A 26,550-nucleotide genomic window follows, 5' to 3' on the forward strand; every position below is an offset into this window, starting at 1 on the left:
CGTTTTGCCCCGGGTTAGGCAAAAATTTGTTAGCATCCGCGAGTTTTACGACATTTTTCGACCGATTACGCGCACGCTCGCTGCGCCGACCCCCAACGGATGGCATCAGACAAGGAACTCGCCGACTTTCTGGCGGGCGTCGAAAGGCGCGCATTCAAGCAGACGGTCTACGCCGTGCGGGACGACGACGCCTCGCTGGATATCGTGCAGGACGCGATGATCAAACTCGCCGAAAAATACGGCGACCGTCCCGCCGCCGAGCTTCCGCTGCTGTTTCAGCGTATTCTGCAGAATGCGACGCACGACTATTTCCGGCGTGCCAAAGTACGCAATACCTGGGTGAGCCTGTTCTCGTCGCTCGGTAATGCCGAGGACGAGGAGTTCGATCCGCTCGAAACCTTCGAGCTCGAGCAGGGCTCCACGGGCGCCGAGAGTAATGAGCGCAAACTCGAGCGCGAACAGGTCCTACAAATAATCGACGACGAAATCCAAAAGTTGCCGGCACGTCAACGGGAGGCGTTTCTCATGCGTTATTGGGAAGATATGGATGTCGCTGAGACTGCCGCCGCAATGGGCTGCTCGGAGGGCAGTGTGAAGACGCACTGCTCGCGGGCCACGCACACGCTGGCGCAAGCGCTCAAGGCCAAAGGAATCACGCTATGAGCTCCCTCGAAACAAAAGAACTCGAGTTCGCCCGCCAGGTGCGCCGCGCGCTCGACGAAAACGCGGCCGGCATTCCGTCCGCCGCCGTCGACCGGCTGGCCGCCGCCCGCCGTGCCGCGCTTGCCCGCAAGAAGTCCGAAACCGTCAGCGCGCCGGTGTTCGTGCCGGCCTTCGCCGGCATTCCCGCCGGCCTCTCTGAGGCGCCGCGCCCGCAGCGGCGCCGCTCGCCGCTGCGCCGCTTCGCGCTCGCGTGGCCGCTCGCCGCGCTCGTCGTGAGCCTCGTCGGCATTGCATACTGGGAAGATCAGCAGCGCACGGCCGAACTCGCCGATATCGATGCCGCCATGTTAAGCGACGACTTGCCGCTCAATGCCTATCTCGACCACGGCTTCAACGCGTATCTTTCGCGCGCGCACTGAGCGGGAGATCGTTCGGGTGAGCTACAAGCGCGGTCTGGCCGTTGTTTTCGGATGCGCGATAGCGGCGCTCGTGTCGTTTGCCGCCACCTATCCGCGCTTTTACCCGAGCCCCTCGCCCGTCGGCGCGCCTGCCGCGAACGGCAATGGCGCGGCGCCTGCGCCCGCGCCTGCACTCGGCGTGGAGCTGCCGAGCCTGCCGGGCAGCACCAGCCCGCTTGCGTGGTCGCGCCTCAGCTCGGCCGAACATATCGCCCTTGCGCCGTTCGAGGCGCAGTGGGATTCCTTCAGCGACGAGCGCAAGCGTAAATGGCTGAAGATCGCGTCGCGTTACTCGAAGTTATCGCCCGAAGGCCAAAAACGCCTGCACGACCGGATGACCGAATGGATCCGCATGACGCCGGACCAGCGGCGCGTCGCGCGTGAGAACTATCAGGTCTCCAAGCAGTTGCCGCGCGAAACGCGCCAGAACGCCTGGAAGGCCTATCAGCAACTGCCCGAGGAAACCAAGCAGCGGCTCGCCGCGAGCGAGCATAAGCGGCGTCCGAGCGTAGTCAGCGCGCCGCCGTCGGGTCGCAGCGAAATCAAGGGACTCGACCGGCTGGTCAATGCGCGCGAGCGCGCCGCCGCGAGCGGCACGCCGTCGGCGGGCGCGGGGGCGGCCGCGTCGTTGCCGAGCCCGGCCTCGCTGCCGGGCGTTCCGGCGGCCGGCAGTTTCGTGCCGGCCACGCCGCTGCCGGTGTCGCCGGCGGAAGCACCGTCCATCTTCAATGGTTCATAGGCCGCGCTCGCCTATGTCCGAACCACGCGCGACTTCCCCACTCGACACGCATGCCGATCCGGCGTCGAGCGCGAGCACCGGCTCGCCAGCGGCGGCGCCCCTTGCGCCCTCCTCGCCCAGCAAGCCGCCATCCGTTCGCCGCCGCCTCGCCGCACTGCTTTACGAAGCGCTGCTGCTGTTCGGCGTGGTATTTGTCGCGGGTTATCTGTTCAGCACGCTCACGCAGCAACGCAACGGGCTCACGCATCACAACCTTCTTGCGGCGTGGATCGGACTCGTGGTGGGTCTGTATTTCGTGTGGTTCTGGACCCACAGCGGCCAGACCCTGCCGATGAAAACCTGGCGCCTGCGCGTGGTCGCCACCGACGGCGCGCCGCTCTCCGCGTGGCGCGCCATCGCGCGCTATCTGCTGGCATGGCTCTGGTTTCTGCCGCCGCTCGCGCTGCATCCGCTCCTCGGACTGCGCTTGCCGCAGACGCTCGCCATCGCGGGAATCTGGTTCGTGCTGTGGGCGGCGACCGGCTGCCTCGGTGCGAGCCGGCAGTTCCTGCACGACCGGCTTGCCGGAACCCGCTTGATCGACGTCACGCGCGAGGTACCGCCCGTGACCGTCGTGTCATAAAGGCCACGCCAACCGGCCTCTTACGGGCCGCGCCGGGCGGCGGCCGCGCCCGCAGTAATAAGAACTTCTCATGACTGTCACGGCATAGTCACGCGCCGTAGGCCCAATACGGGCACTGCAACTCGACGCGTGAGCCATGGACTCCAGAACGTCCGCGACTTCCCTGTTCCGCCAGACCGGCCCGAGCGTCGACCCCGTCGCGTTCCGCCCCGAACCCAGTCATAGCCACGGCTTGCCGCTGCCCGTCGCGCCGCTGCCGCTCGACAGCCACACCGGCCAGCACGACGACGATCACGCCGAGCCGCATCGCTACCGCACCATCTGGCTCTCGGACATCCATCTCGGCTCGAGCGGCTGCCAGGCGCCGTATCTGCTCGATTTTCTGCGCCACAACGAATCGGAGTATCTGTACCTCGTCGGCGACATCATCGACGGCTGGCAGTTGAAGAAAGGCTGGTACTGGCCGCAGGCGCACAACGACGTCGTGCAGAAGGTGCTGAGGAAGGCGCGCAAAGGCACCCAGGTCGTCTATGTGCCCGGCAATCACGACGAAGCCGCGCGCCAGTTCTGCGACCTCGCGTTCGGCGACATCCACGTGCGCGGCGAGGCATTTCACACGACGCTCGCCGGCAAGCGCCTGTGGATCGTGCACGGCGATCTGTTCGACGGCGTGATCCAGCACGCCAAATGGCTCGCCTATCTCGGCGACACGCTCTACACGATGATCCTGATCCTGAACCGCTGGTTCAACCGGATCCGCAGCCGGCTCGGCTTTCCGTACTGGTCGCTGTCGCAATACCTGAAGCACCAGGTGAAGAACGCGGTGAACTTCATCTCGTCGTTCGAACGCGTGATGACCGACGAAGCGCGCCGCCGCGGCTGCGACGGCGTGGTCTGCGGGCACATCCACAAAGCCGAGATTCGCGATATCGACGGCGTGCTGTATTGCAACGACGGCGACTGGGTCGAAAGCCTGTCGGCGCTCGTCGAAACGTATGAAGGCGAACTCAAGGTGATCTACTGGACCGTGATGCGCTCGCCGCAAGCGGGCGTGCAGAAGGCCCGGGCGACCGCGTAACCCTTTCAACTTCTGTCGTCCGGATCGAGAAAACGGTCGAGGACGCAATCGAGAACACAAGCGAGGAACGAATCGATGAAGATCATGATCGTCACCGACGCATGGGAACCGCAGGTCAACGGCGTCGTGCGCACGCTCAAGAACACCACGCGCGAACTCAGCGAACTCGGCCACCGGGTCGATCTGCTGACGCCGCTCGAATTCAGAACCATCCCCTGCCCGACTTACCCGGAAATTCGTCTCTCGCTCCTGCCGCGCCGCAAGCTGCGCGAGCGTATCGACGCGTTCGGCCCCGACGCGCTGCATATCGCCACCGAAGGTCCGCTCGGCATGGCCGCGCGCGCCTACGCGATCCAGCACAAGCTGCCCTTCACGACGGCTTATCACACGCGCTTTCCCGAGTACGTGCAGGCCCGCTTCGGCATTCCGCTCGCCGCGACGTACCGGTTCCTGCACTGGTTCCACAAGCCGTCGCTCGCCGTGATGGCGCCCACGCCCGTCGTGAAGAGCGACCTCGAGAAGTACGGCTTCACGAACGTCGTGCTGTGGACGCGCGGCGTCGACCTCGACATTTTTCATCCGATGGACTCCAAGGTGCTCAACACCGCGCGGCCGATCTTCCTGTACGTGGGGCGGGTCGCCGTGGAGAAAAACGTCGAGGCCTTCCTGAAGCTCGACTTGCCGGGCTCGAAATGGGTCGCGGGCGAAGGCCCGGCGCTCGCCGAATTGAAGTCGCGCTATCCGCAGGCGAACTATCTCGGCGTGCTGACGCAGGCTGAACTCGCGAAGGTCTACGCGGCCGCGGACGTATTCGTGTTCCCGAGCCGCACCGACACGTTCGGGCTCGTGCTGCTCGAAGCGCTCGCGTGCGGCACGCCGGTGGCGGCCTATCCGGTCACCGGCCCGATCGACGTTCTCGGCGACGGCGGCGCCGGTGCGATGAACGAAGACCTGCGCGAGGCGTGTCTGGAAGCGCTCAAGATCGACCGCACGCATGCGCGTGCGTGGGCCGAGCGCTTCTCGTGGGCGGCGGCCTCGGAACAGTTCGCCTCGCATCTGAAGCCGCTGCCGCGCGCATCGTATCGCGAGGAAAGCGCCGCCGCGTGACGCGGCGTGCCGGGTTGCCCATGCGAAGCCGATCCTCCCACGCGAGCCGCGCGTCCTCAAACGGCGCGCTGCGCGCCGTGCCCGCCCGCGACGCTCGTCACACGGAGCACGACAGCGCGGGCGTCGAACCATTCGACGACGTCCGCGAGACCGCCGGGCCGGCTGATGCCGACGGACACGGCCTCAATGGCCGCAGCGGACATGGCGGGCATGGCGAAGCCAGCGCCCACCCCGGGCACGCGTCGAACGCGTCGAACGAAATGCAGCACGAACCACTCAGCCCCGACGATCCGCTCGCGCCGCTGCCCTTCAATCCGTACAAGGGCAATCGCGGCCTCACTCGCGCCTGGCACGCGATGAAAAACTCGCTCGCGGGTTTTAGCGTCGCGATCCGCGAGGAGAGCGCGTTCCGTCAGGAGCTGACACTCGCTGCGATTCTGCTGCCGTGCGGGCTGCTGGTGCCGGTCGAGCCGGTCGCGCGCGTGCTGCTGCTCGGCTCGGTGCTGCTGGTGCTGATTGTCGAGTTGCTCAATTCGAGCGTGGAAGCCGCCATCGACCGGATTTCGCTCGAACGGCACGAGCTGTCGCGCCGCGCGAAGGACCTGGGCAGCGCCGCGGTGATGGTCGCGCTCGGCATGTGCCTGATGACGTGGGGGCTGATCGTCGGCCCGCTCGTCGTGCGCTGGGTGAAGGCCTGGTTTTGACTCTGCAGCGGCGACGGCAGAACGCGACGCGACGCGCGCAAAGTCGCATGCGAAATGCGTTACGTCGTCCGGAATAATGAAAACCCTGAGTATCCGCTTGGGATTAGAACGCTCGGTTTATAATCGTCCGGCAGTCTTAAAATAGCAACCGCGTCCGGGTGGTCCATACAGCAGCGGCACGCCGCCGCGCGCCCAACCCGGCGTAACCAGGGCCGGACGACATGGAAGCCAAACCTCCCCGCCGCACGCGCGAACGGATACTCGAACTGTCGTTGAAACTGTTCAACGAAATCGGCGAGCCGAACGTCACGACGACGACGATCGCCGAGGAAATGGAAATCAGTCCAGGCAACCTGTACTACCACTTCCGCAACAAAGACGACATCATCAACAGCATCTTCAGCCAGTTCGAGCAGGAGATCGAAAAGCGTCTGCGTTTTCCCGACGACCACCGCGCGACCATCGACGAAATGTGGTCGTACCTGCAGTACATGGTCGATTTCACGTGGCGCTACCGCTTCCTCTATCGCGACCTGAACGACCTGCTCGCGCGCAATCGCACGCTGGAAACGCACTTCAAGCAGATCATCAGCCACAAGGTGCGCTTTGCGAGCCAGTTTTGCGATCAGCTCGTGGCGGACGGCGAAATGGTCGCCACGCCGCAGGAACTGCAAGTGATCGCGACCAATATCGGTGTGATCGCAACGTATTGGCTGTCGTATCAGTTCGTGATGAATCCGCGCAAATACAACGAGCAGGAAGCGATCCGCGCGGAGCTGCATCAGGTGAGCGTGCAGATCGTGTCGTTGATGGCGCCTTATCTGCGCGGCCGCTCGCGGCAGATTTTCGACGATCTCGTGTCGGGCAAGCTGGAAAAGCGCGAGTTCTACGACTATTTGCCGCCGAAGGAAGGCGCCGCGCCTCGCAATGAATAGGACGTTTTCCATGAAGTCGGTGTGTGTGTATTGCGGCTCCTCGAATGGAGTCAAACCGTTGTATGCCGAAGCGGCGCGCGCATTCGGGCGCGCGCTCGTCGAAGCCAATCTCGCGCTCGTCTACGGCGGCGGCAAGGTGGGTCTGATGGGCGTGATCGCCGACACGGTCATGGCCGAAGGCGGCCGCGCGATCGGCGTGATTCCCGAGCTGCTCGTCAACAAGGAAGTCGGCCATAACGGTCTGACGGAGCTGCATGTGGTGCCCGACATGCATCAGCGCAAGAAGATGATGGCCGATCTGTCCGACGCGTTCGTCGCCATGCCGGGCGGCGCGGGTACGCTCGAGGAGTTCTTCGAGGTGTACACGTGGGCGCAGCTCGGCTACCACCAGAAACCGGTGGCACTGCTCAATATCGACGGCTTTTACGATCCGTTGATCAAGCTGTTGCAGCACACGGTGGAGGAAGGCTTCATGCGCTATACGTATCTCGACATTCTGCAGATCGACGCCGATCCCGCCGGACTGATCGGCAAGCTGCAACGCTATCAGCCGCCCGCCGCCGACAAGTGGGCGATCAGGCGTGAAGCCGTCTGACTGACGGCTGCCGCGTAAGAACCGGCGCCCGGCCGGCCCCTTTTTAGCGCTTACTCTACCTGTACGCCGAGGCTGCGATGACCCGAACCGTTCTGATCACCGGCGGCAGCCGCGGCATAGGCCGGGCGACCGCGCGCCTGCTTGGCGCGCGCGGCTGGTCGGTCGGCGTGAACTACGCGCAGAACCTGGCAGCGGCGCAAGAAACCGTCGCCGAAGTCGAGCGGGCCGGCGGACGCGCGCTGCCCATTGCGGGCGACGTCGCGAGCGAAGCCGACGTGCTCGCCATGTTCGACGCCGTTCAGGCGCAGTTCGGCCGGCTCGACGCGCTCGTCAACAACGCGGGCATCGTGGCGCCGTCCATGCCGCTCGCCGACATGGATCTCGCGCGGCTCACGCGCATGTTCAACGTCAACGTGCTGGGCGCGTATCTCTGCGCGCGCGAAGCCGCGCGGCGCATGTCGACGGATCGCGGCGGCGCGGGCGGTGTGATCGTGAATGTGTCGTCGGCGGCGGCGCGTTTGGGGTCGCCCAACGAGTACGTCGACTACGCGGGCTCCAAAGGCGCGGTCGACACCCTGACGCTCGGTCTCGCGAAGGAACTCGGGCCGCGCGGCGTGCGCGTGAATGCGGTACGGCCCGGTCTCATCGATACCGAGATTCATGCGAGCGGCGGCAAGCCGGAGCGCGCCGCCCAGCTCGGCGCGGCCACACCGTTGGGCCGTCCCGGTGGCGCCGACGAGGTCGCCGAGACCATCGCCTGGCTGATGAGCGACGCCGCGTCGTACGTCACCGGCGCGTTGCTCGACGTGTCCGGCGGCCGCTAGCCGCCCTTCCCGCTTCGGTTCACGCGCGCCGCCCCAAAGCCGGGCGCCGCGCCTGTTCCCTTGCCGTTGCCCTTGTCCATCGACGCCTGACCGGCGCGCCCTGCATCGCCGCGCTATGACGGCGACACGCCCGCTTGCCGCCTTTATGCGTATTCGCGCTTGTAATCCACCGTAATAATGAGAGACTACAATCGCGACGATCGCGCGACCTTGCGCGACGCAAGCTAGAACATCGTGCGCGCGAAGCTGATGCTGCGCACCGCGACCAGAGATCGTTTCATGCAAGAAAAGTCTTCCGCACCGTGGCGCAAGGGGAACGCCGCGGCAGCGGTGTCCGCGCCGGGCGGCCTCAGCGACAGTGCAGACGAGGCGCGGGCGGCGAGCGCCGCCGGGCACGGGCCGAACAGCCCGCATAGCGTCTTTGCCGCCGGCGCTCAGACCGCCGCAGCAGCGGCGCCTGCCCGACCCACCCAGGCTTCCCAACCTCAAGCATCCGGCCCGGCCGACAAGCCCGGTCTCGATGCGCCGGCTGCGGATCGCGCAAGCCGCGGCGGTGAACGCTGGCGCGCGCTCAGCACGGCCCGCCCGCTGATGTGGCTCGTCGCGCTGGCGATTCTCTGCGCGTGGCTGCTGCCGGGCACGCTCGGCCACGATCCGTGGAAGCAGGACGAAACCTACACGTTCGGCATCGTCAAGCACATGCTCGACACCGGCGATCTCGTCGTGCCCACCAACGCCGGCCAGCCGTTCGTCGAAAAGCCGCCGGTCTACGACTGGGTGGCCGCGGGCCTTGCGTGGATGTTCGGCCGCTATCTGCCGCTGCACGACGCGGCACGGCTCGCGAGCGCGCTGTTCGCGGGCCTGACCGTCTACTACACGGCCCGCGTCGCGCGCCGCGCGGTGGATGCGCCGAGCTGGTTCGACGTGCGCGTGATCGGCAGCGTGGCGCTCTTCGGCGGCACGCTCGTCGTCGTCAAGCACGTGCACGACATGATGACCGACGTCGCGCTGATGGCCGGCGCGGCCGTCGGCTTCTGCGGGCTCTTCGAACTCGTGCTCGCGCATCTTCGTGACGACGGCGACCCCGCCCGTCTGTCCGCCGACGCCGCCCGCGAACGCCGGCACGCGATTTTCAGCGGCGCCGCGATGTTCGGCGCAGGCGTCGGCGTGGCGTTTCTCGCGAAGGGTCTGTTCGTGCCGCTGGTGTTCGGCGCGACCACCTGCGCGGCGCTGGTGCTGTATCGCGCGTGCCGCAGCCGCAGCTTCGCCGCGGCCCTCGGCCTGGCGGCGCTCGTCTGCGCGCCGTTTTTGCTGATCTGGCCGATCTCCTTCTATCTGCGCTCCGAGCCGCTCTTCAAGGTCTGGCTGTGGGACAACAACGTCGGCCGCTTTTTCGGTTTTTCGGTCGCCGAGCTCGGCTCCGAAAGCGAAAGCCGCTTCTTCGTGCTGCGCACCGTGCTTACGGTCGGTTTTCCGACGGTGCCGCTTGCGCTGGCCGCCCTCGCGGGCGGCGCATGGCGGCGCTGGCGCGATCCGCGCGTCGCGTTGCCGGCGATTTTCGCAGGCGTCGGTTTCGCCGTGCTGCAAAACTCGGCGACGATCCGCGAGCTGTACATCCTGCCGTTCATCGCGCCGCTTGCCCTGCTGGCGATGCAAGGCGTCGAGCGGCTGCCGCAGCGGCTCGCCACGGTGTGGGACATGACGAGCCGGGTGCTGTTCGGCAGCATGGCGGCGCTCGCGTGGATCGTGTGGTCGATCATGAGCGGCCCGGTCGATGCGCACACGTCGCTGCACCGGCTCGGCCGATGGCTGCCGCTCGACTGGGTGCTGCCGGTGAAACCCGGCCTGATTGTCGCGGCGCTGTTGATGACGCTCGGCTGGCTCTGGCTACTGCCCGTCTTCAAGTACGCGGGCAAATGGCGCGGGGCGCTCTCCTGGTGCGCGGGCGCGATCGTCGCGTGGGGACTCGTGAGCACGCTGCTCCTGCCCTGGCTCGACTATGCGAAGAGTTATCGCTCGGTGTTCGAGAATCTCGGCGCGGCCCTGAGCGCGGAGTGGAATGACGGCGACTGCATGGCGAGCGTCGGATTAGGCGAATCCGAAGCGCCGATGCTCGACTACTTCGCGGGCATCGAACATCATCCGACGGCAAACACGCGCACGAGCGAGTGCACGTGGCTTATCGTCGAAAGCCGCCGCAGCAACGCCTTCCTGCCGGCCGGCAACTGGAGGCTCTTCTGGACGGGCGCGCGGCCGGGCGATACCGACGAGTTGCTGCGCGTGTTCGTGCGCACGCCGGCAGCGAAGCCGGCGGGAGCGGGAGACGCTGGCCGCAATTAGATGCCCGACGGCTCACGCCCGCGCGCGGGCTTAGTTGGCCGCCCAGTTGTTCGCCTGGTGGCCCGCTTAGTGGCCTGCTTCATCACTCGCTTTGTTGTCCCTTCGCTGCCCGCGTTGTGGCCTGCCTAGTGGTCCGCTTAGTGGCCTGCTTCATCACCCGCTTTGTTGTCCTTTCGTTGTGCGCTTAGTGGCCCGCTTCGCCCGCGACTGGAACGACGAGCCCGGCTCACGCAAGAAAGCGATTTCCTCGGCGGTCGACTCGCGCCCGAGCACCGCATTGCGATGGGGAAAACGTCCAAAGCGCTCGATGATCTGTGCGTGCCGCACGGCGAACGGATAATACGGCTCGCCGCCCGGCTCGTCGGCGAGCGCTTTGAAAAGACGCAGCGACGCCCGCTGGCTCGCCAGCGCTTCGTCGTGTTCGAACGGCAAATAAGCGAACGCGCGATGATGCACGCCCGGCAACAGCCTGTCCGCCCCGCTCGCCACCATCTGCTGCGCGACCTGCAGCGCTTTACGATCCGCCGCGAACGCGCGCGCCGTATCGCGATGGCAGTTGCGCGAAAACTGGTCGAGCACGATCACGAGCGCCAGTGCGCCGAGCGGCGTGGCCGCCCAACCGTCGAGGCGCGAGTCGTGCGCGGCATCGATCAGGCATCCGAAACGTTCGCGCAGCATCGCGTCGAACGATTTGTCGGCGGAAAACCAGCACCTGCGCGCCTCGCCGAAGCCCGGCTCATCCGGCGCGCCGAACCAGCAGTCGAGCACCTCGCGCGCTTCCCGATTGAGCGCGTCATACGCGCTGCGATCCGCTACCGCGTGCTTTGCGTCAGCCATTGCGGTTGCGCATCCAGTCGGCCGTTTCGAAGAACGAGCCGAGCAGGCGCTCTCTGAGCGGCTCGGCGAGCCCGATGTCTTCCATGGCCCACGCCATGCAGCGCAGCCATTGGTCACGCTCGCTCGAGGCGATCGCGAACGGCAAATGCCGCGCGCGCAAACGCGGATCCCCGAAGCGGCTGATGTAGTGATCGGGGCCGCCGAGCCATCCGCATAGAAACCAGAACAGCTTGTCGCGCGAACCTTCCATCGACTCGGGATGCAACGCGCGAATGCCCGCGAACTCGGGTTCGAGATCCATCAAATCGTAAAAACGGTCGACGAGTTCGCGCACGCGCGCTTCGCCGCCCACCAGTTCGAAGGCCGTCGGCTGCGCCGCCGATACTTCGTCATCCTTCTCGTTCATCAACACTCACCGACCGAAAATAATCAGGCGTCCCGCAGCGATTGCAACGCGGGACGCGACAGCACATGCCGCAAACTCAGCCAGCCGCCGACAGCGGCGCACGCGATGCCGGCCGCCATGCCGGCCGGCAAGAGCCACGGGTCGACGTCCAGATAGAACTGGAACACGCGCGTCGCGAGCACCCAACCGATGATCTGCGCGCCGACCGCCGCCATCAATCCGGCGAGCGCGCCGACCGCAACAAACTCCGCGATCTGCACCGTGCGCACTTGCGCGTGCGACGCGCCCAGCGCGCGCAGCAGCGCGGATTCTCGCATACGCTCGTCGCGTGTGCCGGCGAGCGCCGCGTACAGCACCAGCACGCCCGCCGCGAGCGTGAAGGCGAACAGGAACTGCACCGCGCCGATTACCTGCTCGAGCACGCGCTGAACCTGCGCGAGGATCGGGCCGGTGTCGATGGCCGTGAGGTTCGGATACGCGGCAATGAGACCGTCGATGGTCGCGCGTTTTTCCGGCGGCAAATGGAAACTGGTTATGAACGTCGCCGGGAAATCCTGCAACGCGGCGGGCGGCATCAGCACGAAAAAATTGACCTTGAACGAACCCCAGTCGAGCTTGCGCACGCTCGTGACGGGCGCGTCGATCTGCAGGCCGGTAACGTCGAAGCGCAGCACGTCGCCGGGCTTTACGTTGATAAGCTTGGCGAGCCCTTCTTCGATCGAAATCTGCGGCTTCCTGGTGTCGCCGTACCACGTGCCGGCGGAGAGGCGATTGTCGTCCGGCAACTGCGTCGTGTACGACAGATTGAACTCGCGGTCCACAAGGCGCTTCGCGTCGTCGCCCTTGAACGAATCCGGATTGACCGGCTTGCCGTTGATCGCGGTAAGCCGGCCGCGCACCATCGGCGACAGCACCGTGCCGGGCACGCCGTGCGCGTCGAGATAGTGCGTGACCGCTTCGCGCTGGTCGGGCTGAATGTCGATGATGAACTCGTTCGGCGCATCCGGCGGCGTGGACTTGCGCCAGCCGGCGACGAGGTCGTTGCGCGTCATCGCGATCAACAGCAGGCACATGAGGCCGATGCCGAGCGCCGTAATCTGCAGCGCGCTCGCGCTGCTGCGCCGCTCCAGCGACGCCAGCGCGTAGCGCCAGCCGATTCCCGCATTCACGCGCTCGCTGCGCACCACGCGCGAGGCCGCCCACAACGCGAGCCGCGCGATACACGCGAACACCAGCAAGCCGCCCGCAAAACCGCCCGCAACGATACCGCCGAGCTTCAGCTCGCCCGCCGCGACAATCAGCAGCGCGGCAAACAAAACAATGCCGAGCGCGTACGCGGCCCACGCGGTGCGCCCCGCTTCGCCCCACTCGCGGCGCAGCACCCGCACCGGCGGCACGCGCGTAAGCGGCAACAGCGGCGGCAACGCGAAACCCAGCAGCAGCACGAGTCCGGCGGCGATGCCCTGAAGCGCGGGCCACACCGTCGGGTACGGCAATTCGACGTCGATGAGACTGCCGAGCCACGTCAGCAGCGCGAGGTGGCCGAGAAAACCGAGCGCCACGCCGAGCGCGCCGCCCGCGACGCCCACGCCGACGAATTCGAGCGTGAACAGCGCGCGCAACGTGGCCTGACTGACGCCGAGACAGCGCATGGCCGCGCAGCCGTCCAGATGCCGACGCATATACCGGTGCGCGGCCATGGCAATCGCCACGGCCGCGAGCAGCGCGGTCAGCAGTGACACGAGCGTGAGGAAATGACCCGCGCGATCGAGCGTCTGGCGCACTTGCGGCTGGCCGTCCTGCAACGATTCCAGCGCGACGCCGCGCATCTTGCCGCCGTCCACCTTGCCGTGCGCGAACTGCGCGAAGCGCGCCACCGGCGCATCGGCGCCCGCCACCAGCAGCCGGTATGTCACGCGGCTGCCGAACGTGATGAGCCCGGTGGACTGCACTTCATCGGCGCGCATCATGAGACGCGGCGAAAAGTTGACGAACGAAAAGCCGCGGTCCAGCTCGCGCGTGATCATCGCGCCGATTGCGAAGTTGCGGTTGCCGACCTTCACCGTGTCGCCGACACGCACCTTCAGCGCATCGAGCAATTGCTGATCGACCCACACGGTGCCCGGCGCCGGGATGGATTGCGCCGGATGGTCGGCCGCGCCCGGTCCTGCGGCAATCCGCAACGCGCCGCGAAGCGGGTAACCTGGCGACACCGCCTTAATCGCGGCAAGCCGCGACACCGGCTGCGCGCCGGTCGAGTTGATCATGCTCGGAAAGATTGCCGTGGTGGCCGTACGCAAGCCGAGCGTCGCGGCCTCGCGCGCGAACTGCGGATCGACGGGATGATCGGCGCGCACGATGAAGTCGGCGGCGATCATGCGCCGCGCGTCGCGCTCGAGCCCCTGATGCAAACGGTCGGCGAGAAAACCGACGCTGGCGAGCGCCGCCACGGCGAGCACCAGCGCGAGCAGCAGCATCGTGAGTTCGCCGGCGCGCCAGTCGCGCGCCGTCATACGCAGCGCCTGGCGCAGCAGGTCGCCGCGGCTAAAGCGCCGCGCCGCGGGTGCGGCAGGCGGCGCCGGGGAACGTCTGACCGTCTCGCTCAATCGTGCCGGCTCCTCGCGAGGCGCGACACCATATGCGTCGCCATGCCGCGAAAGCCGCCCTGCACGCCGCGCCACAGCCGCGGCAACACCCAGCCGGCGAGCACCAGAAAGCCGACGATCAGCACGAGGAACAGGAGCGGCACGAAGAGCGCGAGCAGAATGCCGCCGAATACGAAACCGTCTTCAGCAGTGGAGGTGACAATGTTCGATACCGGTTCCGGCGACAGATTGATCAGCGCGCGCGTGCCCGCTTTCGTGAGATGCGCGGTGCCCGCGAGCGTGCCGCCCGCGAGCGCGGCGACCGTCAGCAGCGCCGGATCCGCATGGCCGAGCGCGCCGGCCGCGAGCACCGCGCCGGCCGGAATGCGGATGAAAGTGTGGATCGCGTCCCATAGCGAATCGAACGCGGGGATTTTGTCGGCGAGAAATTCGGTGACGGTCAGCACGCCCGCCACGCCGATCACCCACGGCGAGGACAGCGCGGACAACGTGTCGGGAAGATGAATCAGACCGAGACGCTCGAACACGCCGGCCAGCAGGACCGTCAGATAGAGGCGCAGGCCGCTGCCCCATGAGAGCCCCGCAGCAAGCGAAAGTGATTCAAGCATGGCCGCCTCCAGGCTCGCTGCGCGCGCCGCGACTGCGGGGGCCAATCAGGGATGAGCCGCCACACGGAAGTCGTCAGACCCGCGCCAAGCCGGCCGCGCCGAGCAGGCCGCGGGCAATTTCAGGTTGGTTTCCATCTCATTATAGCCACCTTAATTCGCAGAACGCAGAGTGGCTTGCAAAATGGCGAGCTGCGGGACGCCCCGACGCCGGCCGCCGCGCCTGTCCGTGCCTGCCATGAACCACTACGTCGGGTCATGACAGGCGCCTCGGCGGCCTCGTGCGGCCGTGTCAGTGCCCGGACGAGAGCTTGAGCCCCACCAGCCCGACGACGATCAGCGCCGCGCTCGCTACGCGAGCGACCGTCAGCGCTTCACCCATCATCACGATGCCGAAAATGAAGGCGCCGACCGCGCCGATGCCGGTCCAGACCGCGTAGGCCGTGCCGAGCGGCAACTGCCGCATGGCCATGGCCAGCAGCACGAAGCTGCCAGCGGCGGTGATGAGCGTGAAAACGGAAGGCCAGAGGCGGGTGAAACCTTCGGAACTCTTGAGACCGGCCGCCCAGGCGACTTCGAGCAGACCGGCGATGAACAGAAGAATCCAGGACATGAAACAGCTCCATGATCAGATGGGGCCGTCCCCGTTTGTGAAAAGCGCAAGGCCGTCCTTACGAAACGTAATTATAACGACGCCGCCGCAATCCTGCCCGGCGCTGCGCACACTGCCCTGCTCAGGCGACGCCGACCAGCCGGTAGCCCACGCCCGTTTCCGTCACGATGTGCTCGGGTTGCGCCGGATCGCGCTCCAGCTTGCCGCGCAAATGCGCCATATAGATACGCAGATAGTGGTGGCTTTCCACGTGCGACGGCCCCCACACGTCGCGCAGCAGTTGCCGGTGCGTGAGCACGCGGCCGGCGTGACGTACCAGCGTGGCCAGCAGCCGGTATTCGATCGGCGTCAGATGCACCGCCGCGCCTTCGCGCGTGACCTGGCGCAACGCGAGATCCACGCTTACCGCGCCGAAGCGCACCTGCGGCGACTCGGTCGCGCCGCCCTGATTGCGCCGCCGCAGATGCGCGCGAATCCGCGCGAGCAGCTCCGACACGCCGAACGGCTTGGTCAGGTAGTCGTCGGCGCCGGCGTCGAGCGCCGCGACTTTCTCGCTCTCCTGCGTGCGCGCCGACAGCACGATCACCGGCATCTCGCTCCACCCGCGCAATTCGCGGATCACGTCGAGCCCGTCCGTGTCCGGCAGGCCGAGATCGACGATCACGAGGTCGGGCTTGCGCGTCGCGGCTTCCACGAGACCCTGCTTGCCGGTCTCGGCGTCATGCACGACGATGCCCTCGCCTTCCAGCGCCGTCCGCACGAATCGGCGAATCTGCTTTTCGTCTTCGATGAGAACAACGGTAATGCTCGGGTCACTCATGGGCGGGTTTGGCCAACTGATGGGAGGGCGGGTTCGCAGACAGATTGTCGACGGTTTCGTCCTCCAATGCATCCGGGGCGTCCGACACGTCGGGCGGCGTTTCCACCGGCAGCGTAAACCAGAAACGTGCGCCTTCCACGCGGCCCGCGGCTTGCGCCGCGCCGCCCGCCGGGCAAGCCGGCATGCGATTCACGGCGCCGATGCCGCCGCCGTGCGCTTCCACAATTGCGCGGCAAATCGCGAGACCGAGGCCGATGCCGGGCTTCGCCGACTCTTTCTCGCCGCGCGTGAACTTCTCGAACACGCGCGTTTCCATGCCGGTAGGCAGGCCCGGTCCGTTATCGTCGACGGTGACGCGCACGAACGACTTGCCGTCCGCGTCGAAACGTTGCGCGCCGATTGTTATCGGCGTACCCGGCGCCGTGTACTTGGCCGCGTTCTCGAAGAGGTTCGAGAAGAGCCGCTCCATCAACACGGCGTCCAGATGCAGGAGCGGCAAGTCCGCGGCGAGGTCGACCTGCACCGGGTGGCCTGCAAGCACGCGCCGGCAGGCGCGCAGCGCGGCGCCCACGGTTTCTTCGAGCAGCGTCCATTGGCGGTTCAGCTGCAGACTGCCCGCCTGCAGGCGCGCCATGTCGAGCAGGTTCGTGACGATGCCGGTCATCCGCAAGGCTTCTTCGTGGATCGCGTCCACGAGCTCATCGTCGCGCCGCGTGTCGCCGCTCTGCTCGCGCGATTGGGCGAGCATCGACGAAAACCCGACGATGGTCGTGAGCGGCGTGCGCAAATCGTGCGAAATGGCAGACAGCAGCGAGTTGCGCAATCGTTCGGATTCCATATTGACGAGTGCATCGCGCGCGATGTCCACGTAATGCACGCGCTCCAGCGCCAGCGCGATCTGTGCCGCAAATGCGTCGAGCATGCGCTGCTGCTCGGGCGCGTTCAGTTCGCGTTCGTCGCGCAGCACCACGGCGAGCACGCCGCGCGTGCGCATGGGCGCCTTGAGCGGCAGATACAGGGCGGCGGCGGCGGGCAGCGTGTCGGTGCCGTGGCCGGCCGGTTTCTGATGATCGTAGACCCACTGGCCGACGTCGGTGTCGAGGTGATCGCCTTCCAGCGTGATCGCGGCGTCGGGGTCCTCGATCTTCTGCTTCACCTGATCCGCGCTGTCAGGCAGCAGGATCGCGACGCGCGCGCCGAACACCTCGCTCACGTGACGGCTGCCGATGCCGACAATCTGCTCCATGGTCAGCGCTGCCGCGAGTTCGCGCGCCATCGCATACATGGCACCGGTGCGCTGCTCGCGGCGCCGCGCGACCCGCGCCTCGCGCCGCAAGCTCGACGTGAGATGGCTGATGACGAGCGAGGTCAGCAACATGCCGAAGAATGTCAGCAGATATTGGGTGTCCGACACCGACAGCGACAGGCGCGGCGGCACGAAGAAGAAGTCGAACGCGGCCACGCTCAGGAACGACAGCAGCACGCCGGGCCCGCGGCCCAACTTCACCGCCGTGAAGACCACGCCGAGCAGATACAGCATGACGAGATTCGTCAGATCGATACGCGCCATCAACTGGCTCGCCACGGCCGTAATGCCCGCGCAAATCGCGAAGGCGAAACCGTATGCGCGCGGCGGCGAGCGACGCTCGCGCGCGGCGCTCAATGCGTCGCGCCAGGCGTTTGCCGTGGTGTTCAGCAGATGGCGCTGCTCGCCGCTGCCGCCTTCCGACGCTACGCGAATCAACGTGACGTCGGCATGACCGCCCTGCTCGGCGAGGCGCTCGCCGAGCGGCCGGCGCAGCCGGCGCCCGATGCCCGCGCGGTTCGATGCGCCCGCCACCAGCCTCGACACATTGCGAGCCTGCGCATAACCCGTCAGCGCCGCGACCGCGTCCGTGCCCGCCAGCGTCGCGGTCTCGGCACCCAGCTCGGCCGCGAGCTTCAACGCGTTGAGCGTGCGTTCGCGGCGCGCGTCGGGCAAACGCTGCAACGCGGGCGTTTCGACATACACGGCGATCCAGTCCGCCTTCAGACTCGCCGCAAGACGCGCTGCCGCGCGCACGAGCGCGGGCGCCTCGGGGCCGGGGCCGACACACACCAAGAGGCGCTCGCGCGCCTGCCAGATCCGTTCGATCGAACGATCCGCGCGGTACTCGCGCATTTGCGCGTCGACACGATCAGCAGTGCGGCGCAGCGCCAGCTCGCGCAGCGCAATCAGATTGCCTTTGCGAAAGAAGTTGCGCACCGCGCGCTCGGCCTGTTGCGCGAGATACACCTTGCCGTCGCGCATGCGATCGAGCAGTTCCTCCGCGGGCAGATCGACGAGCGTCACTTCGTCCGCGCGATCGAATACGCGGTCGGGCACCGTCTCCCACACGCGAATGCCGGTGATTTGCCCCACCACGTCGTTCAGGCTTTCGAGGTGCTGCACGTTGACCGTGGTGTAGACGTCAATGCCCGCGTCGAGCAGTTCGTACACGTCCTGCCAGCGCTTCAGATGCCGCGCGCCCTGCACGTTCGAATGCGCGAGTTCGTCGACGAGAATCAGTTGCGGCTTGCGGGCCAGCGCCGCGTCGAGATCGAACTCGCCGAGCTTGCGGCCGCGGTATTCGATCTGCGCGAGCGGCAGCACGTCGAGCCCTTCGAGCAGCGCAGCCGTCTCACTGCGCCCGTGCGTTTCGGCGATGCCGACCACGACGTCGGCGCCTTCGTCCCGACGGCGGCGCGCGGCTTGCAACATCGCATAGGTTTTACCGACGCCCGCGGACGCGCCGAAGAAAATCTTCAGCTTGCCGCGCTGACGCTTTTCTTCGTCGCGCTGCAGCTTGTCGAGCAGTTCGTCAGGATCGGGGCGGTTCATGCTTGCGTGTTGTCATCGTGCGCGCGGTGGTGCGTGCAATGGTGGCACGGCGGCGGCTTGGGGGCAAATGGTCTCCCGCCACGCCACGGTCCGCGCCGCGGCAGAACCGCGGACCACGACCCACGCACCGCGAACCGCGCCGAACGTAACGGCTCTCCATGAGCGCGGGGCTCAACCGCGCTTCCTTTCGTCAAGCGCGAGGTTCAGTTGCAGCACGTTCACTCGCGGCTCGCCCAGCACGCCGAATTGACGCGCGCTCGTATAACGGTCGACCAGCGCCTGTACTTCATTCGGCGCGAGCCCGCGCGCTTTCGCCACCCGTTCGACCTGATACGCGGCAGCCGCCGGGCTCATCTCGGGATCGAGACCGCTGCCCGAAGACGTCACGAGATCGACCGGCACCGGCTTCGACAGGTCGGTGCCCGCGGCCTTCAATGCGTCGATGCGGCCTTTCACTTCGTCGAGCAACGCGGGATTGGTCGGCCCCAGGTTCGAGCCGCCCGAATTCTGCGCGTTGTACGGCATCGGGCTCGTCGCCGACAGCCGTCCCCAGAAGTATTGCGGCGCGTCGAACTGCTGGCCGATCAGCTTCGAGCCGACCACCTTGCCGTCCTGTTCGATCAGACTGCCGTTCGCCTCGTCGCGAAAGAGCGTCTGGCCGACGGCGGTCATCAACGCCGGATAAGCGAGACCCGTCACGGCGCTCAGCACCGCAAAAACGACGATCAACGGACGCAACAGATTCTTCATGATGATAGTTTCCTTGTAGCTTGCCGTTTATCAGACCCAGCCGAATGCGGCGAGCACCATATCGATCAACTTGATGCCGACGAACGGCACGAGGATCCCGCCCAGTCCGTACACGAGCAGATTGCGCCGCAGCAGCACGGCTGCGCCGAGCGCGCGATAACGCACGCCCTTGAGCGCCAGCGGAATCAGCAGCACGATGATGAGCGCGTTGAAAATCACCGCCGACATGATCGCGGAGGTGGGCGTAGCGAGATGCATGACGTTCAGCGCATTGAGCGCCGGATACGTGGTCGCGAACGCAGCCGGAATGATTGCGAAGTACTTGGCGAGATCGTTCGCGATCGAGAACGTGGTGAGCGAGCCGCGCGTCATCAGCATCTGCTTGCCGATTTCGACGATCTCGATGAGCTTGGTCGGATTCGAGTCCAGGTCGACCATGTTGCCGGCTTCCTTCGCGGCTTGCGTGCCGGTGTTCATCGCCACTGCGACGTCGGCCTGCGCCAGCGCGGGGGCGTCGTTGGTGCCGTCGCCGGTCATTGCCACGAGCCGGCCTTCCGCCTGATGCGCGCGGATCGTCGCGAGCTTGGCTTCTGGCGTGGCTTCCGCGAGGAAATCGTCCACGCCGGCTTCCGCCGCGATCGCCGCGGCGGTCAACCGGTTGTCGCCCGTCACCATCACCGTTTTGATGCCCATCTTGCGCAATTCGGCAAAGCGCTCCTTGATGCCGCCTTTCACCACGTCCTTCAACTCGATCACACCGAGCACGCGCGCACCCTGCTCGCCCTTTTCCGCGACGACGAGCGGCGTGCTGCCGCGCCGCGCGACGTCGGCCACCGCCGTGCTGACTTCGTTCGGGAAACGGCCGCCGTTCGCTTCGACGTAATGCCGGACCGCGTCGGCCGCGCCTTTGCGGATCTCGCGGCGCGGCGCAGCGGAAGGCGCGTCCTTAGGCGACAGATCGACGCCGCTCATGCGCGTTTGCGCGGTGAACGCGAGAAACTCCGCGTGCAGCGACGCCATATCGCGTTGCCGGATGTTGAAGCGCTCTTTTGCAAGCACGACGATGCTGCGGCCCTCGGGCGTCTCGTCGGCGAGCGACGAAAGTTGCGCCGCGTCCGCGAGCGCTTCTTCGGTGAGCCCCGGCGCCGGAATGAAGCGCGACGCCTGCCGGTTGCCGAGCGTGATCGTGCCGGTCTTGTCGAGCAGCAGCACGTCGACGTCGCCGGCCGCTTCCACCGCGCGGCCCGACGTCGCGATCACGTTCGCCTGCATCATGCGGCTCATGCCGGCCACGCCGATGGCCGACAGCAATCCGCCGATCGTGGTCGGAATCAGGCACACGAGCAGCGCGACCAAGGCGGTAATCGTCACGACGTGTCCCGCCGAATTCGCCAGATGTGCCGCTTCCACGGCAAACATCGAGAACGGCAGCAAGGTCGCGGTCGCGAGCAGCATCACGATGGTCAGGGCAACCAGCAGAATGGTCAGCGCGATTTCGTTGGGCGTCTTCTGACGCTTCGCGCCTTCCACCATCGCGATCATGCGGTCGAGAAACGCCTCGCCCGGATTGGCCGTCACGCGCACGACGATCCAGTCGGACAGCACGCGCGTGCCGCCCGTCACCGACGAAAAGTCGCCGCCCGACTCGCGGATCACCGGCGCGGATTCACCGGTGATCGCCGATTCGTCGACGGAGGCCACGCCCTCGAGCACTTCGCCGTCCGCGGGAATCACGTCGCCGGTTTCGACCAGCACGACGTCGCCGCGGCGCAAGTCCGACGCGGTGACAATACGGATCGGCGACTTGGGATGCGGCTCGTTGAGCTTCTTCGCCATCACATCTTTCTTGGCGCTGCGCAGCGACGCGGCCTGAGCCTTCGAGCGGCCCTCGGCAAGCGCCTCGGCGAAGTTTGCGAACAGCACCGTAAACCACAGCCACAGCGTGACCGCGAGAATGAAACCCGCCGGCGCCTCCGCCTCGCCGGCGAGCGCGGCGATCCACAGGATGGTGGTCAGAATACTGCCTACATACACGCAGAACATCACCGGATTGCGGAACTGCGTGCGCGGCGTGAGCTTCCTGAATGAGTCCGCGATCGCCGGGCGCAGCAGCGCCGGGTCGAACATGGACCTCGTTGCATGGTGTTCAGTCATTGAATCCTCGAATGTCGCATTGGCTGCTGACGCGCTGGAACACGCGTCGACTCGTTGCCTCGCGCAGGCCCGTGAGCCCGCGTCAATGAGCGCCCATCATCATCAGATGTTCGACGCCGGGGCCGAGCGCAAGCGCCGGTACATAAGTGAGCGCGCCGACCAGCAGCACGGTGCCGAGCAGCAGCACGACGAAGAGCGGTCCATGCGTCGGCAAGGTGCCGCCCGTCACGCCGATGCGCTTCTTGGCCGCGAGCGAGCCGGCAATCGCGAGCACCGGAACGATCGTGCCGAAGCGGCCGAACCACATCGCGATGGCTGTCAGCCAGTTGTAGAACGGCGTGCCCACGGTGAGGCCCGCGAACGCGCTGCCGTTGTTGTTGGCCGCCGAGCTGAACGCGTAGAGGATTTCGGAAAATCCATGCGCGCCCGGATTGGCAATGCCCGCCTTGCCCGCGTCGCTCAGCACCGCGATCGAGGTGCCCACCAGTACGAGTAGCGGCGTCAACAGCACGACTATGGATACCATCTTCATTTCATAGGCTTCGATCTTCTTGCCGACATACTCAGGCGTTCGTCCGATCATCAAGCCCGCCACGAAGACCGCGAGCAGCGCGAACACGAGCATGCCGTACAGCCCTGAGCCGACGCCGCCGAAGATCACTTCGCCAAGCTGCATCAAAAGAAGCGGATAGAGGCCGCCGAGCGGCGTGAGCGAGTCGTGCATATTGACGACTGCGCCGCACGAGGCTGCCGTGGTCGCCACCGTGAAGATGCCCGACTGGGCAATGCCGAAGCGTGTCTCCTTGCCCTCGGCGTTGCCGCCCGACTGCATCGCATTCGCCGACTGATCGACGTGCAACGCCGCGAGCGCCGGATTGCCGCCCTGCTCCGCGCCGATCTCGCCGAATACGCAGACGCCGAACGCGAGCGTCATCGCAGCAAGCACCGCGACGCCCTGCTTGCGGTCCGCGATCATGCGGCCGAACACCAGTGCGAGTGCCGCCGGAATAATCAGGATGGCGAACATTTGCAGGAAGTTGGAGAACGGTGTGGGATTTTCAAACGGATGCGCCGAATTGCCGTTGAAAAAGCCGCCGCCGTTCGTGCCGAGCATCTTGATGGCTTCCTGCGAAGCAACGGGGCCCATCGCAATGGTCTGCGTCTTGACCGGCGTGTTGACCGTCAGCGCGTTGCCCTTCGCATCCTTCAGCGGATTGCCTTGCGCGTCGAGTTTGGGCGCGGCATAGCTCGTCGTCTGCAGCGTGGGCACGTTTTCGTAGGCCTTGAAATTCTGGATCACGCCCTGGCTCATCAGCAGAGCGGCGAGAACGACCGACATCGGCAGCAGCACATAAAGCGTGACGCGCGTCAGGTCGACCCAGAAGTTGCCGATGGTTTGCGCGGTATGGCGAGCAAAGCCGCGAATCAGCGCGATCACGACCACGATGCCGGTCGCCGCCGACAGGAAGTTCTGCACCGTGAAGCCGAGCATCTGCGTCAGATAACCGACCGTCTGCTCGGGCGTGTAATCCTGCCAGTTGGTGTTGGTCACGAAACTGATGGCGGTGTTGAACGCGCCGTCCACCGTCATCGGGCCGAGCTGCTGGGGGTTGCCGGGCAGCATGCCTTGCACGCGCAACAGCAGATAAAGGAAGACGACGCCGAGCGCGTTGAACGCGACCGTGGCGATTGCATAGTGCTTCCAACTCATTTCGCTCGACGGATCCACGCCGGCCATGCGGTACAGGAGCCGCTCGACCGGTCCGCCAAAGCGCAGCACGCGCGCGCTGCCGTCCATGACGCCGCCGAGGTAGCGCGACAGCGGCACCGCTGCGGCAAGCAGCACGACAATGAAGAGCCCCGCCTGCAGGACATTGTTCGCATTCATTCGATGTCCTCCGCGCGCAACAGCGCATAGACCAGGTAGGCGAACAGCAGCGCGGTCGCCGCGCCCGACATCCACAAGATCCAGTTCATGAGCGCGCTCCCTGTCCGCGGCGAGTCAGCAGCAGCTTCTCGCAGCCGGCAATCAGTGCAACGGTCAGCGCGGTAAAGAGCGCGATGGCCCCGACGTACAGCACATCCATTTTTGTTCTCCATTCACGGACTTTGGATAGCTGCAACGATAGGCGCACGCGCGTAAAGGCCTGATCAAAGCTGATGGAGGCCGTATAAAAATCGTGTAAACGACATGCAGAAAAGACGAAGGCCGCTCCATCGCGAGATGGAACGGCCCCGGGTTGGACGACGCAAGCGGGGAAAGGCTACGGCAGCAGAATGGTCGAGCCTGTGGTCTTGCGCGCTTCGAGGTCCGCATGCGCCCGACCGACGTCGGCGAGTGCGTAGCGCTGGTTGATGCTCGTCTTCACCTTGCCGGAACTCAGCACGTCGAAGAGTTCGGCGGCCATTGCCTCGTAGTCGCTGCGCTTGCCCATATACGTAAACAGCGTCGGGCGCGTGAAGAACAGCGAGCCGCGTCCGGCGAATTCGGACGAGTCGATGGGCGGCAGCGGTCCCGACGCATTGCCGAAGCTCACGAACATGCCGAGCGGCGCGAGGCAATCGAGCGAGCCGGTAAACGTATCTTTACCGATCGAGTCGTATACCACCGGCACGCCCGCGCCGTTAGTGATCTCGCGCACGCGCTTCGTGAAGTTTTCGCGCGTATAGACGATGGCGTGGTCGCAGCCGTGCGCGCGGGCGATCTCCGCCTTCTCGTCCGAGCCGACCGTGCCGATCACAGTCGCGCCCAGCGCCTTTGCCCACTGGCACACCAGCAGGCCGACGCCGCCCGCCGCGGCCTGAATCAGGATCGTGTCGCCCGCTTTCACCGGATACGTGCGGCGCAGCAGATACTGCGCGGTGAGGCCTTGCAGCATCACCGAGGCCGCCTGCTCGTCGCTGATCGTGTCCGGCAGCTTGATGACCTGTGCCGCCGGCAGCACGCGCTCCTGCGCATACGCGCCCGGCGGCCTCGCCACATAGGCGACGCGATCGCCCGCTTGCAGATGGCTCACGCCTGCGCCGACCGCCGTCACTTCGCCCGCGGCTTCCATGCCGAGGCCGCCCGGCAGCGGCAACGGATACAGGCCGGTGCGGAAATATACGTCGATATAGTTGAGCCCGACCGCCGTCTGACGGACGCGAATTTCGCCCGCGGCGGGGTCGCCTACTTCGACGTCGACCCATTTCATGACCTCGGGGCCGCCGGTTTTATCGAATCGGATTGCTTTGACCATTCAACGTCTCCTTGATAGGGAATGCGCTCTGGTTGTGCTGGCATGCACTTGTTGCCGATGACTTCCAGGCACGCCGCCTCAGGCCTCCTGCGTGAACCGCAACGTGAGCACGTCGAGAATCATGCGCGCGGTCGAAATATTGGTCGCGCACGGAATGTTGTGCACGTCGCAGGCGCGCACGAGTGCGTTGATGTCCGGCTCGTGCGGTTGCGGCGTCATCGGATCGCGCAGAAAGATGACCATGTCGACGCGGCCTTCCGCCAGTTGCGCGCCGATCTGCAAGTCGCCGCCGTGCGGGCCCGACAGCATGCGCTCGACCTGCAGGCCATGCGCGTCGCTGATGCGCCCGCCGGTCGTGCCGGTCGCGATGATGTCGCAGCGCCTGAGCGTGTCGACGTATTCGCCGGCCAGCGCGACGATGTCGTCCTTCTTGTGATCGTGCGCGATCAACGCAATGCGGGTGGTCATGACGTAAGACTCCTGAAACCGTTGTGATTGTCGTTGTTGTTTGCGGCACGAATGGCTGCCGCAGGTGCTGCGAAGAACTGCCGGCGCGCCGGGAAAGTGCCTACACGTGCACGCCTAGAATGTACCCGGATACGCGCCGCCGTCGATCAACCAGTTCTGTCCCGTGATGTAGCCCGCGTGCACGCTGCACAAAAAGGCACAGGCGCGGCCGAATTCGTCGGGCGTGCCGAAGCGGCCGGCGGGAATCGCCTTCATGCGCTGCTGGCGCGCTTCGTCCACGGAAATGTTGTGGGATTTTGCCGTGGCCGCCATGGTCACGGCGATCCGGTCCGTGTCGAACATGCCCGGGAGCAGATTGTTGATCGTCACGCCGGTGGGCGCCATCTTGCGCGCAAGCCCCGCGACGAAGCCGGTCAGCCCCGAACGCGCGCCGTTGGAGAGGCCGAGCACGTCGATGGGCGCCTTCACCGCGGAACTCGTGATGTTGACGATGCGCCCGTAGCCTCGCGCGCTCATGCCGTCGATGGTCGCGCGGATCAGTTCGATCGGCGTCAGCATGTTGCTTTCCAGCGCGCGAATCCAGTCGTCGTGCGTGAAGTTGCGGAAATCGCCGGGCGGCGGGCCGCCCGCATTATTGACGAGGATGTCCGGCTGCGGACACGCGGCGAGCGCCGCGGCCCGGCCTTCAGGCGTAGTGATGTCGCAGGCCACCGTCTTCACTTCGACACCGCTTTGCCGGCGGATCTGGTCGGCCGTCGCCTCGAGCGTCGCGGCCGTGCGCGCGACGATCGTCAGATTCACGCCTTCAGCCGCGAGCGCCTCGGCGCAGCCGCGCCCCAAGCCCTTGCTCGCCGCGCAAACGAGCGCCGTGCGCCCCGCGATTCCCATGTCCATGTATGCGTTCTCCTCGCTGGCGTGTCGCCGATGATTGCAAAGTTTCCCCCGATTCTAGAAGAATCGGTGCCGGACTGCGCCGGGCCGCTGCAATCTTCGGTATCTTCGGACGCCACTCTTTCGGTAAACTTGCGCGGTGGCGCGTTCGCCGGTCGTCGCACGTTGTGCTCGCCGGCCGGGCGGCGCGCCGAACCGATTCCCGGGTCGACCTCGAAGCCAGCCTGAATCGACCT

26 protein-coding genes are annotated in these 26,550 nt (G+C 66.1%); 11 read left to right on the plus strand and 15 right to left on the minus strand.

Annotated features, from left to right (window positions below; all coding sequences use genetic code 11):
- Nucleotides 1–99 precede the first annotated feature (99 nt).
- The 11 genes from ACEN8U_RS26025 to ACEN8U_RS26075 all read left to right on the plus strand — a co-directional run bounded on the left by ACEN8U_RS26025 (nucleotide 100) and on the right by ACEN8U_RS26075 (nucleotide 10,065).
- Nucleotides 100–663, plus strand: coding sequence for an RNA polymerase sigma factor (locus ACEN8U_RS26025; protein ID WP_310106227.1), 564 nt, complete (start codon nucleotides 100–102; stop codon nucleotides 661–663).
- Nucleotides 660–1,082 carry a DUF3619 family protein gene (locus tag ACEN8U_RS26030; protein ID WP_310106225.1) on the plus strand — a complete coding sequence of 141 codons (423 nt, stop codon included), beginning with the start codon at nucleotides 660–662 and terminating at the stop codon, nucleotides 1,080–1,082. The genes ACEN8U_RS26025 and ACEN8U_RS26030 overlap by 4 nt, the downstream gene beginning before the upstream one ends.
- 16 nt (nucleotides 1,083–1,098) lie before the next feature.
- Nucleotides 1,099–1,860: a DUF3106 domain-containing protein gene (locus tag ACEN8U_RS26035; RefSeq protein WP_310106223.1), complete on the plus strand. Its 762-nt coding sequence runs from the start codon at nucleotides 1,099–1,101 to the stop codon at nucleotides 1,858–1,860.
- A gap of 13 nt (nucleotides 1,861–1,873) precedes the next feature.
- Nucleotides 1,874–2,482, plus strand: coding sequence for an RDD family protein (locus tag ACEN8U_RS26040; protein ID WP_310106221.1), 609 nt, complete (start codon nucleotides 1,874–1,876; stop codon nucleotides 2,480–2,482).
- Between the two features lie 136 nt (nucleotides 2,483–2,618).
- A complete protein-coding gene (locus ACEN8U_RS26045; RefSeq protein WP_310106219.1) occupies nucleotides 2,619–3,560 on the plus strand; it encodes a UDP-2,3-diacylglucosamine diphosphatase in 942 nt (313 codons plus the stop codon).
- Nucleotides 3,561–3,635: 75 nt separating this feature from the next.
- Complete coding sequence (locus ACEN8U_RS26050; RefSeq protein WP_310106215.1) at nucleotides 3,636–4,667, plus strand: glycosyltransferase family 1 protein; 1,032 nt, start codon at nucleotides 3,636–3,638, stop codon at nucleotides 4,665–4,667.
- 20 nt (nucleotides 4,668–4,687) lie between these two features.
- Nucleotides 4,688–5,371, plus strand: coding sequence for a diacylglycerol kinase (locus ACEN8U_RS26055; protein WP_310106213.1), 684 nt, complete (start codon nucleotides 4,688–4,690; stop codon nucleotides 5,369–5,371).
- A gap of 221 nt (nucleotides 5,372–5,592) precedes the next feature.
- Nucleotides 5,593–6,306 (plus strand): TetR/AcrR family transcriptional regulator, encoded by a 714-nt coding sequence (locus tag ACEN8U_RS26060; protein WP_013587751.1) that lies wholly within the window; start codon nucleotides 5,593–5,595, stop codon nucleotides 6,304–6,306.
- A gap of 10 nt (nucleotides 6,307–6,316) precedes the next feature.
- A complete protein-coding gene (locus tag ACEN8U_RS26065) occupies nucleotides 6,317–6,901 on the plus strand; it encodes a TIGR00730 family Rossman fold protein (RefSeq protein ID WP_310106386.1) in 585 nt (194 codons plus the stop codon).
- A gap of 77 nt (nucleotides 6,902–6,978) precedes the next feature.
- On the plus strand, nucleotides 6,979–7,725 hold the full coding sequence (locus ACEN8U_RS26070; protein WP_310106211.1) for an SDR family oxidoreductase: 747 nt from the start codon (nucleotides 6,979–6,981) through the stop codon (nucleotides 7,723–7,725).
- Nucleotides 7,726–8,004: 279 nt separating this feature from the next.
- A complete protein-coding gene (locus ACEN8U_RS26075) occupies nucleotides 8,005–10,065 on the plus strand; it encodes a glycosyl transferase (RefSeq protein WP_310106208.1) in 2,061 nt (686 codons plus the stop codon).
- 153 nt (nucleotides 10,066–10,218) lie between these two features.
- Here ACEN8U_RS26075 and ACEN8U_RS26080 read toward each other — a convergent pair whose 3' ends face one another.
- The 15 genes from ACEN8U_RS26080 to ACEN8U_RS26150 all read right to left on the minus strand — a co-directional run bounded on the left by ACEN8U_RS26080 (nucleotide 10,219) and on the right by ACEN8U_RS26150 (nucleotide 26,317).
- Nucleotides 10,219–10,902: a DUF924 family protein gene (locus ACEN8U_RS26080; RefSeq protein ID WP_310106205.1), complete on the minus strand. Its 684-nt coding sequence runs from the start codon at nucleotides 10,900–10,902 to the stop codon at nucleotides 10,219–10,221.
- Nucleotides 10,895–11,308: a group II truncated hemoglobin gene (locus tag ACEN8U_RS26085; protein WP_310106203.1), complete on the minus strand. Its 414-nt coding sequence runs from the start codon at nucleotides 11,306–11,308 to the stop codon at nucleotides 10,895–10,897. Before ACEN8U_RS26085 ends, ACEN8U_RS26080 begins: the two co-directional genes overlap by 8 nt.
- A gap of 23 nt (nucleotides 11,309–11,331) precedes the next feature.
- The gene (locus tag ACEN8U_RS26090; protein WP_374725910.1) at nucleotides 11,332–13,914 is read right to left on the minus strand and encodes an ABC transporter permease; all 2,583 of its coding nucleotides are present in this window, start codon (nucleotides 13,912–13,914) and stop codon (nucleotides 11,332–11,334) included.
- The gene (locus ACEN8U_RS26095; RefSeq protein ID WP_013587744.1) at nucleotides 13,911–14,522 is read right to left on the minus strand and encodes a DUF4126 domain-containing protein; all 612 of its coding nucleotides are present in this window, start codon (nucleotides 14,520–14,522) and stop codon (nucleotides 13,911–13,913) included. Before ACEN8U_RS26095 ends, ACEN8U_RS26090 begins: the two co-directional genes overlap by 4 nt.
- Nucleotides 14,523–14,811: 289 nt before the next feature.
- The gene (gene sugE, locus ACEN8U_RS26100) at nucleotides 14,812–15,132 is read right to left on the minus strand and encodes a quaternary ammonium compound efflux SMR transporter SugE (protein ID WP_310106201.1); all 321 of its coding nucleotides are present in this window, start codon (nucleotides 15,130–15,132) and stop codon (nucleotides 14,812–14,814) included.
- A gap of 121 nt (nucleotides 15,133–15,253) precedes the next feature.
- A complete protein-coding gene (kdpE, locus tag ACEN8U_RS26105) occupies nucleotides 15,254–15,952 on the minus strand; it encodes a two-component system response regulator KdpE (RefSeq protein WP_368579023.1) in 699 nt (232 codons plus the stop codon).
- Nucleotides 15,945–18,812: a DUF4118 domain-containing protein gene (locus ACEN8U_RS26110; protein WP_310106197.1), complete on the minus strand. Its 2,868-nt coding sequence runs from the start codon at nucleotides 18,810–18,812 to the stop codon at nucleotides 15,945–15,947. The genes kdpE and ACEN8U_RS26110 overlap by 8 nt, the downstream gene beginning before the upstream one ends.
- A 171-nt stretch (nucleotides 18,813–18,983) precedes the next feature.
- On the minus strand, nucleotides 18,984–19,562 hold the full coding sequence (gene kdpC, locus ACEN8U_RS26115) for a potassium-transporting ATPase subunit KdpC (protein WP_310106195.1): 579 nt from the start codon (nucleotides 19,560–19,562) through the stop codon (nucleotides 18,984–18,986).
- Nucleotides 19,563–19,592: 30 nt separating this feature from the next.
- A complete protein-coding gene (kdpB, locus tag ACEN8U_RS26120; RefSeq protein WP_310106193.1) occupies nucleotides 19,593–21,716 on the minus strand; it encodes a potassium-transporting ATPase subunit KdpB in 2,124 nt (707 codons plus the stop codon).
- An 82-nt stretch (nucleotides 21,717–21,798) separates the two neighbouring features.
- The gene (gene kdpA, locus ACEN8U_RS26125; RefSeq protein WP_310106191.1) at nucleotides 21,799–23,604 is read right to left on the minus strand and encodes a potassium-transporting ATPase subunit KdpA; all 1,806 of its coding nucleotides are present in this window, start codon (nucleotides 23,602–23,604) and stop codon (nucleotides 21,799–21,801) included.
- Entirely contained in the window at nucleotides 23,601–23,693 is a 93-nt protein-coding gene (gene kdpF / locus ACEN8U_RS26130; protein ID WP_025602389.1) for a K(+)-transporting ATPase subunit F, read from the minus strand. The genes kdpA and kdpF overlap by 4 nt, the downstream gene beginning before the upstream one ends.
- Complete coding sequence (locus tag ACEN8U_RS26135; RefSeq protein ID WP_028360532.1) at nucleotides 23,690–23,803, minus strand: hypothetical protein; 114 nt, start codon at nucleotides 23,801–23,803, stop codon at nucleotides 23,690–23,692. The genes kdpF and ACEN8U_RS26135 overlap by 4 nt, the downstream gene beginning before the upstream one ends.
- Before the next feature lie 177 nt (nucleotides 23,804–23,980).
- On the minus strand, nucleotides 23,981–24,955 hold the full coding sequence (locus ACEN8U_RS26140; RefSeq protein WP_310106185.1) for a quinone oxidoreductase: 975 nt from the start codon (nucleotides 24,953–24,955) through the stop codon (nucleotides 23,981–23,983).
- Between the two features lie 78 nt (nucleotides 24,956–25,033).
- Complete coding sequence (locus tag ACEN8U_RS26145; RefSeq protein WP_310106182.1) at nucleotides 25,034–25,423, minus strand: methylglyoxal synthase; 390 nt, start codon at nucleotides 25,421–25,423, stop codon at nucleotides 25,034–25,036.
- A 114-nt stretch (nucleotides 25,424–25,537) separates the two neighbouring features.
- On the minus strand, nucleotides 25,538–26,317 hold the full coding sequence (locus ACEN8U_RS26150; RefSeq protein WP_013587734.1) for an SDR family oxidoreductase: 780 nt from the start codon (nucleotides 26,315–26,317) through the stop codon (nucleotides 25,538–25,540).
- Nucleotides 26,318–26,550: the final 233 nt, after the last annotated feature.

The organism is Paraburkholderia phenoliruptrix (assembly GCF_047325075.1).
GTDB classification, from domain to species: Bacteria; Pseudomonadota; Gammaproteobacteria; order Burkholderiales; family Burkholderiaceae; genus Paraburkholderia; species Paraburkholderia phenoliruptrix.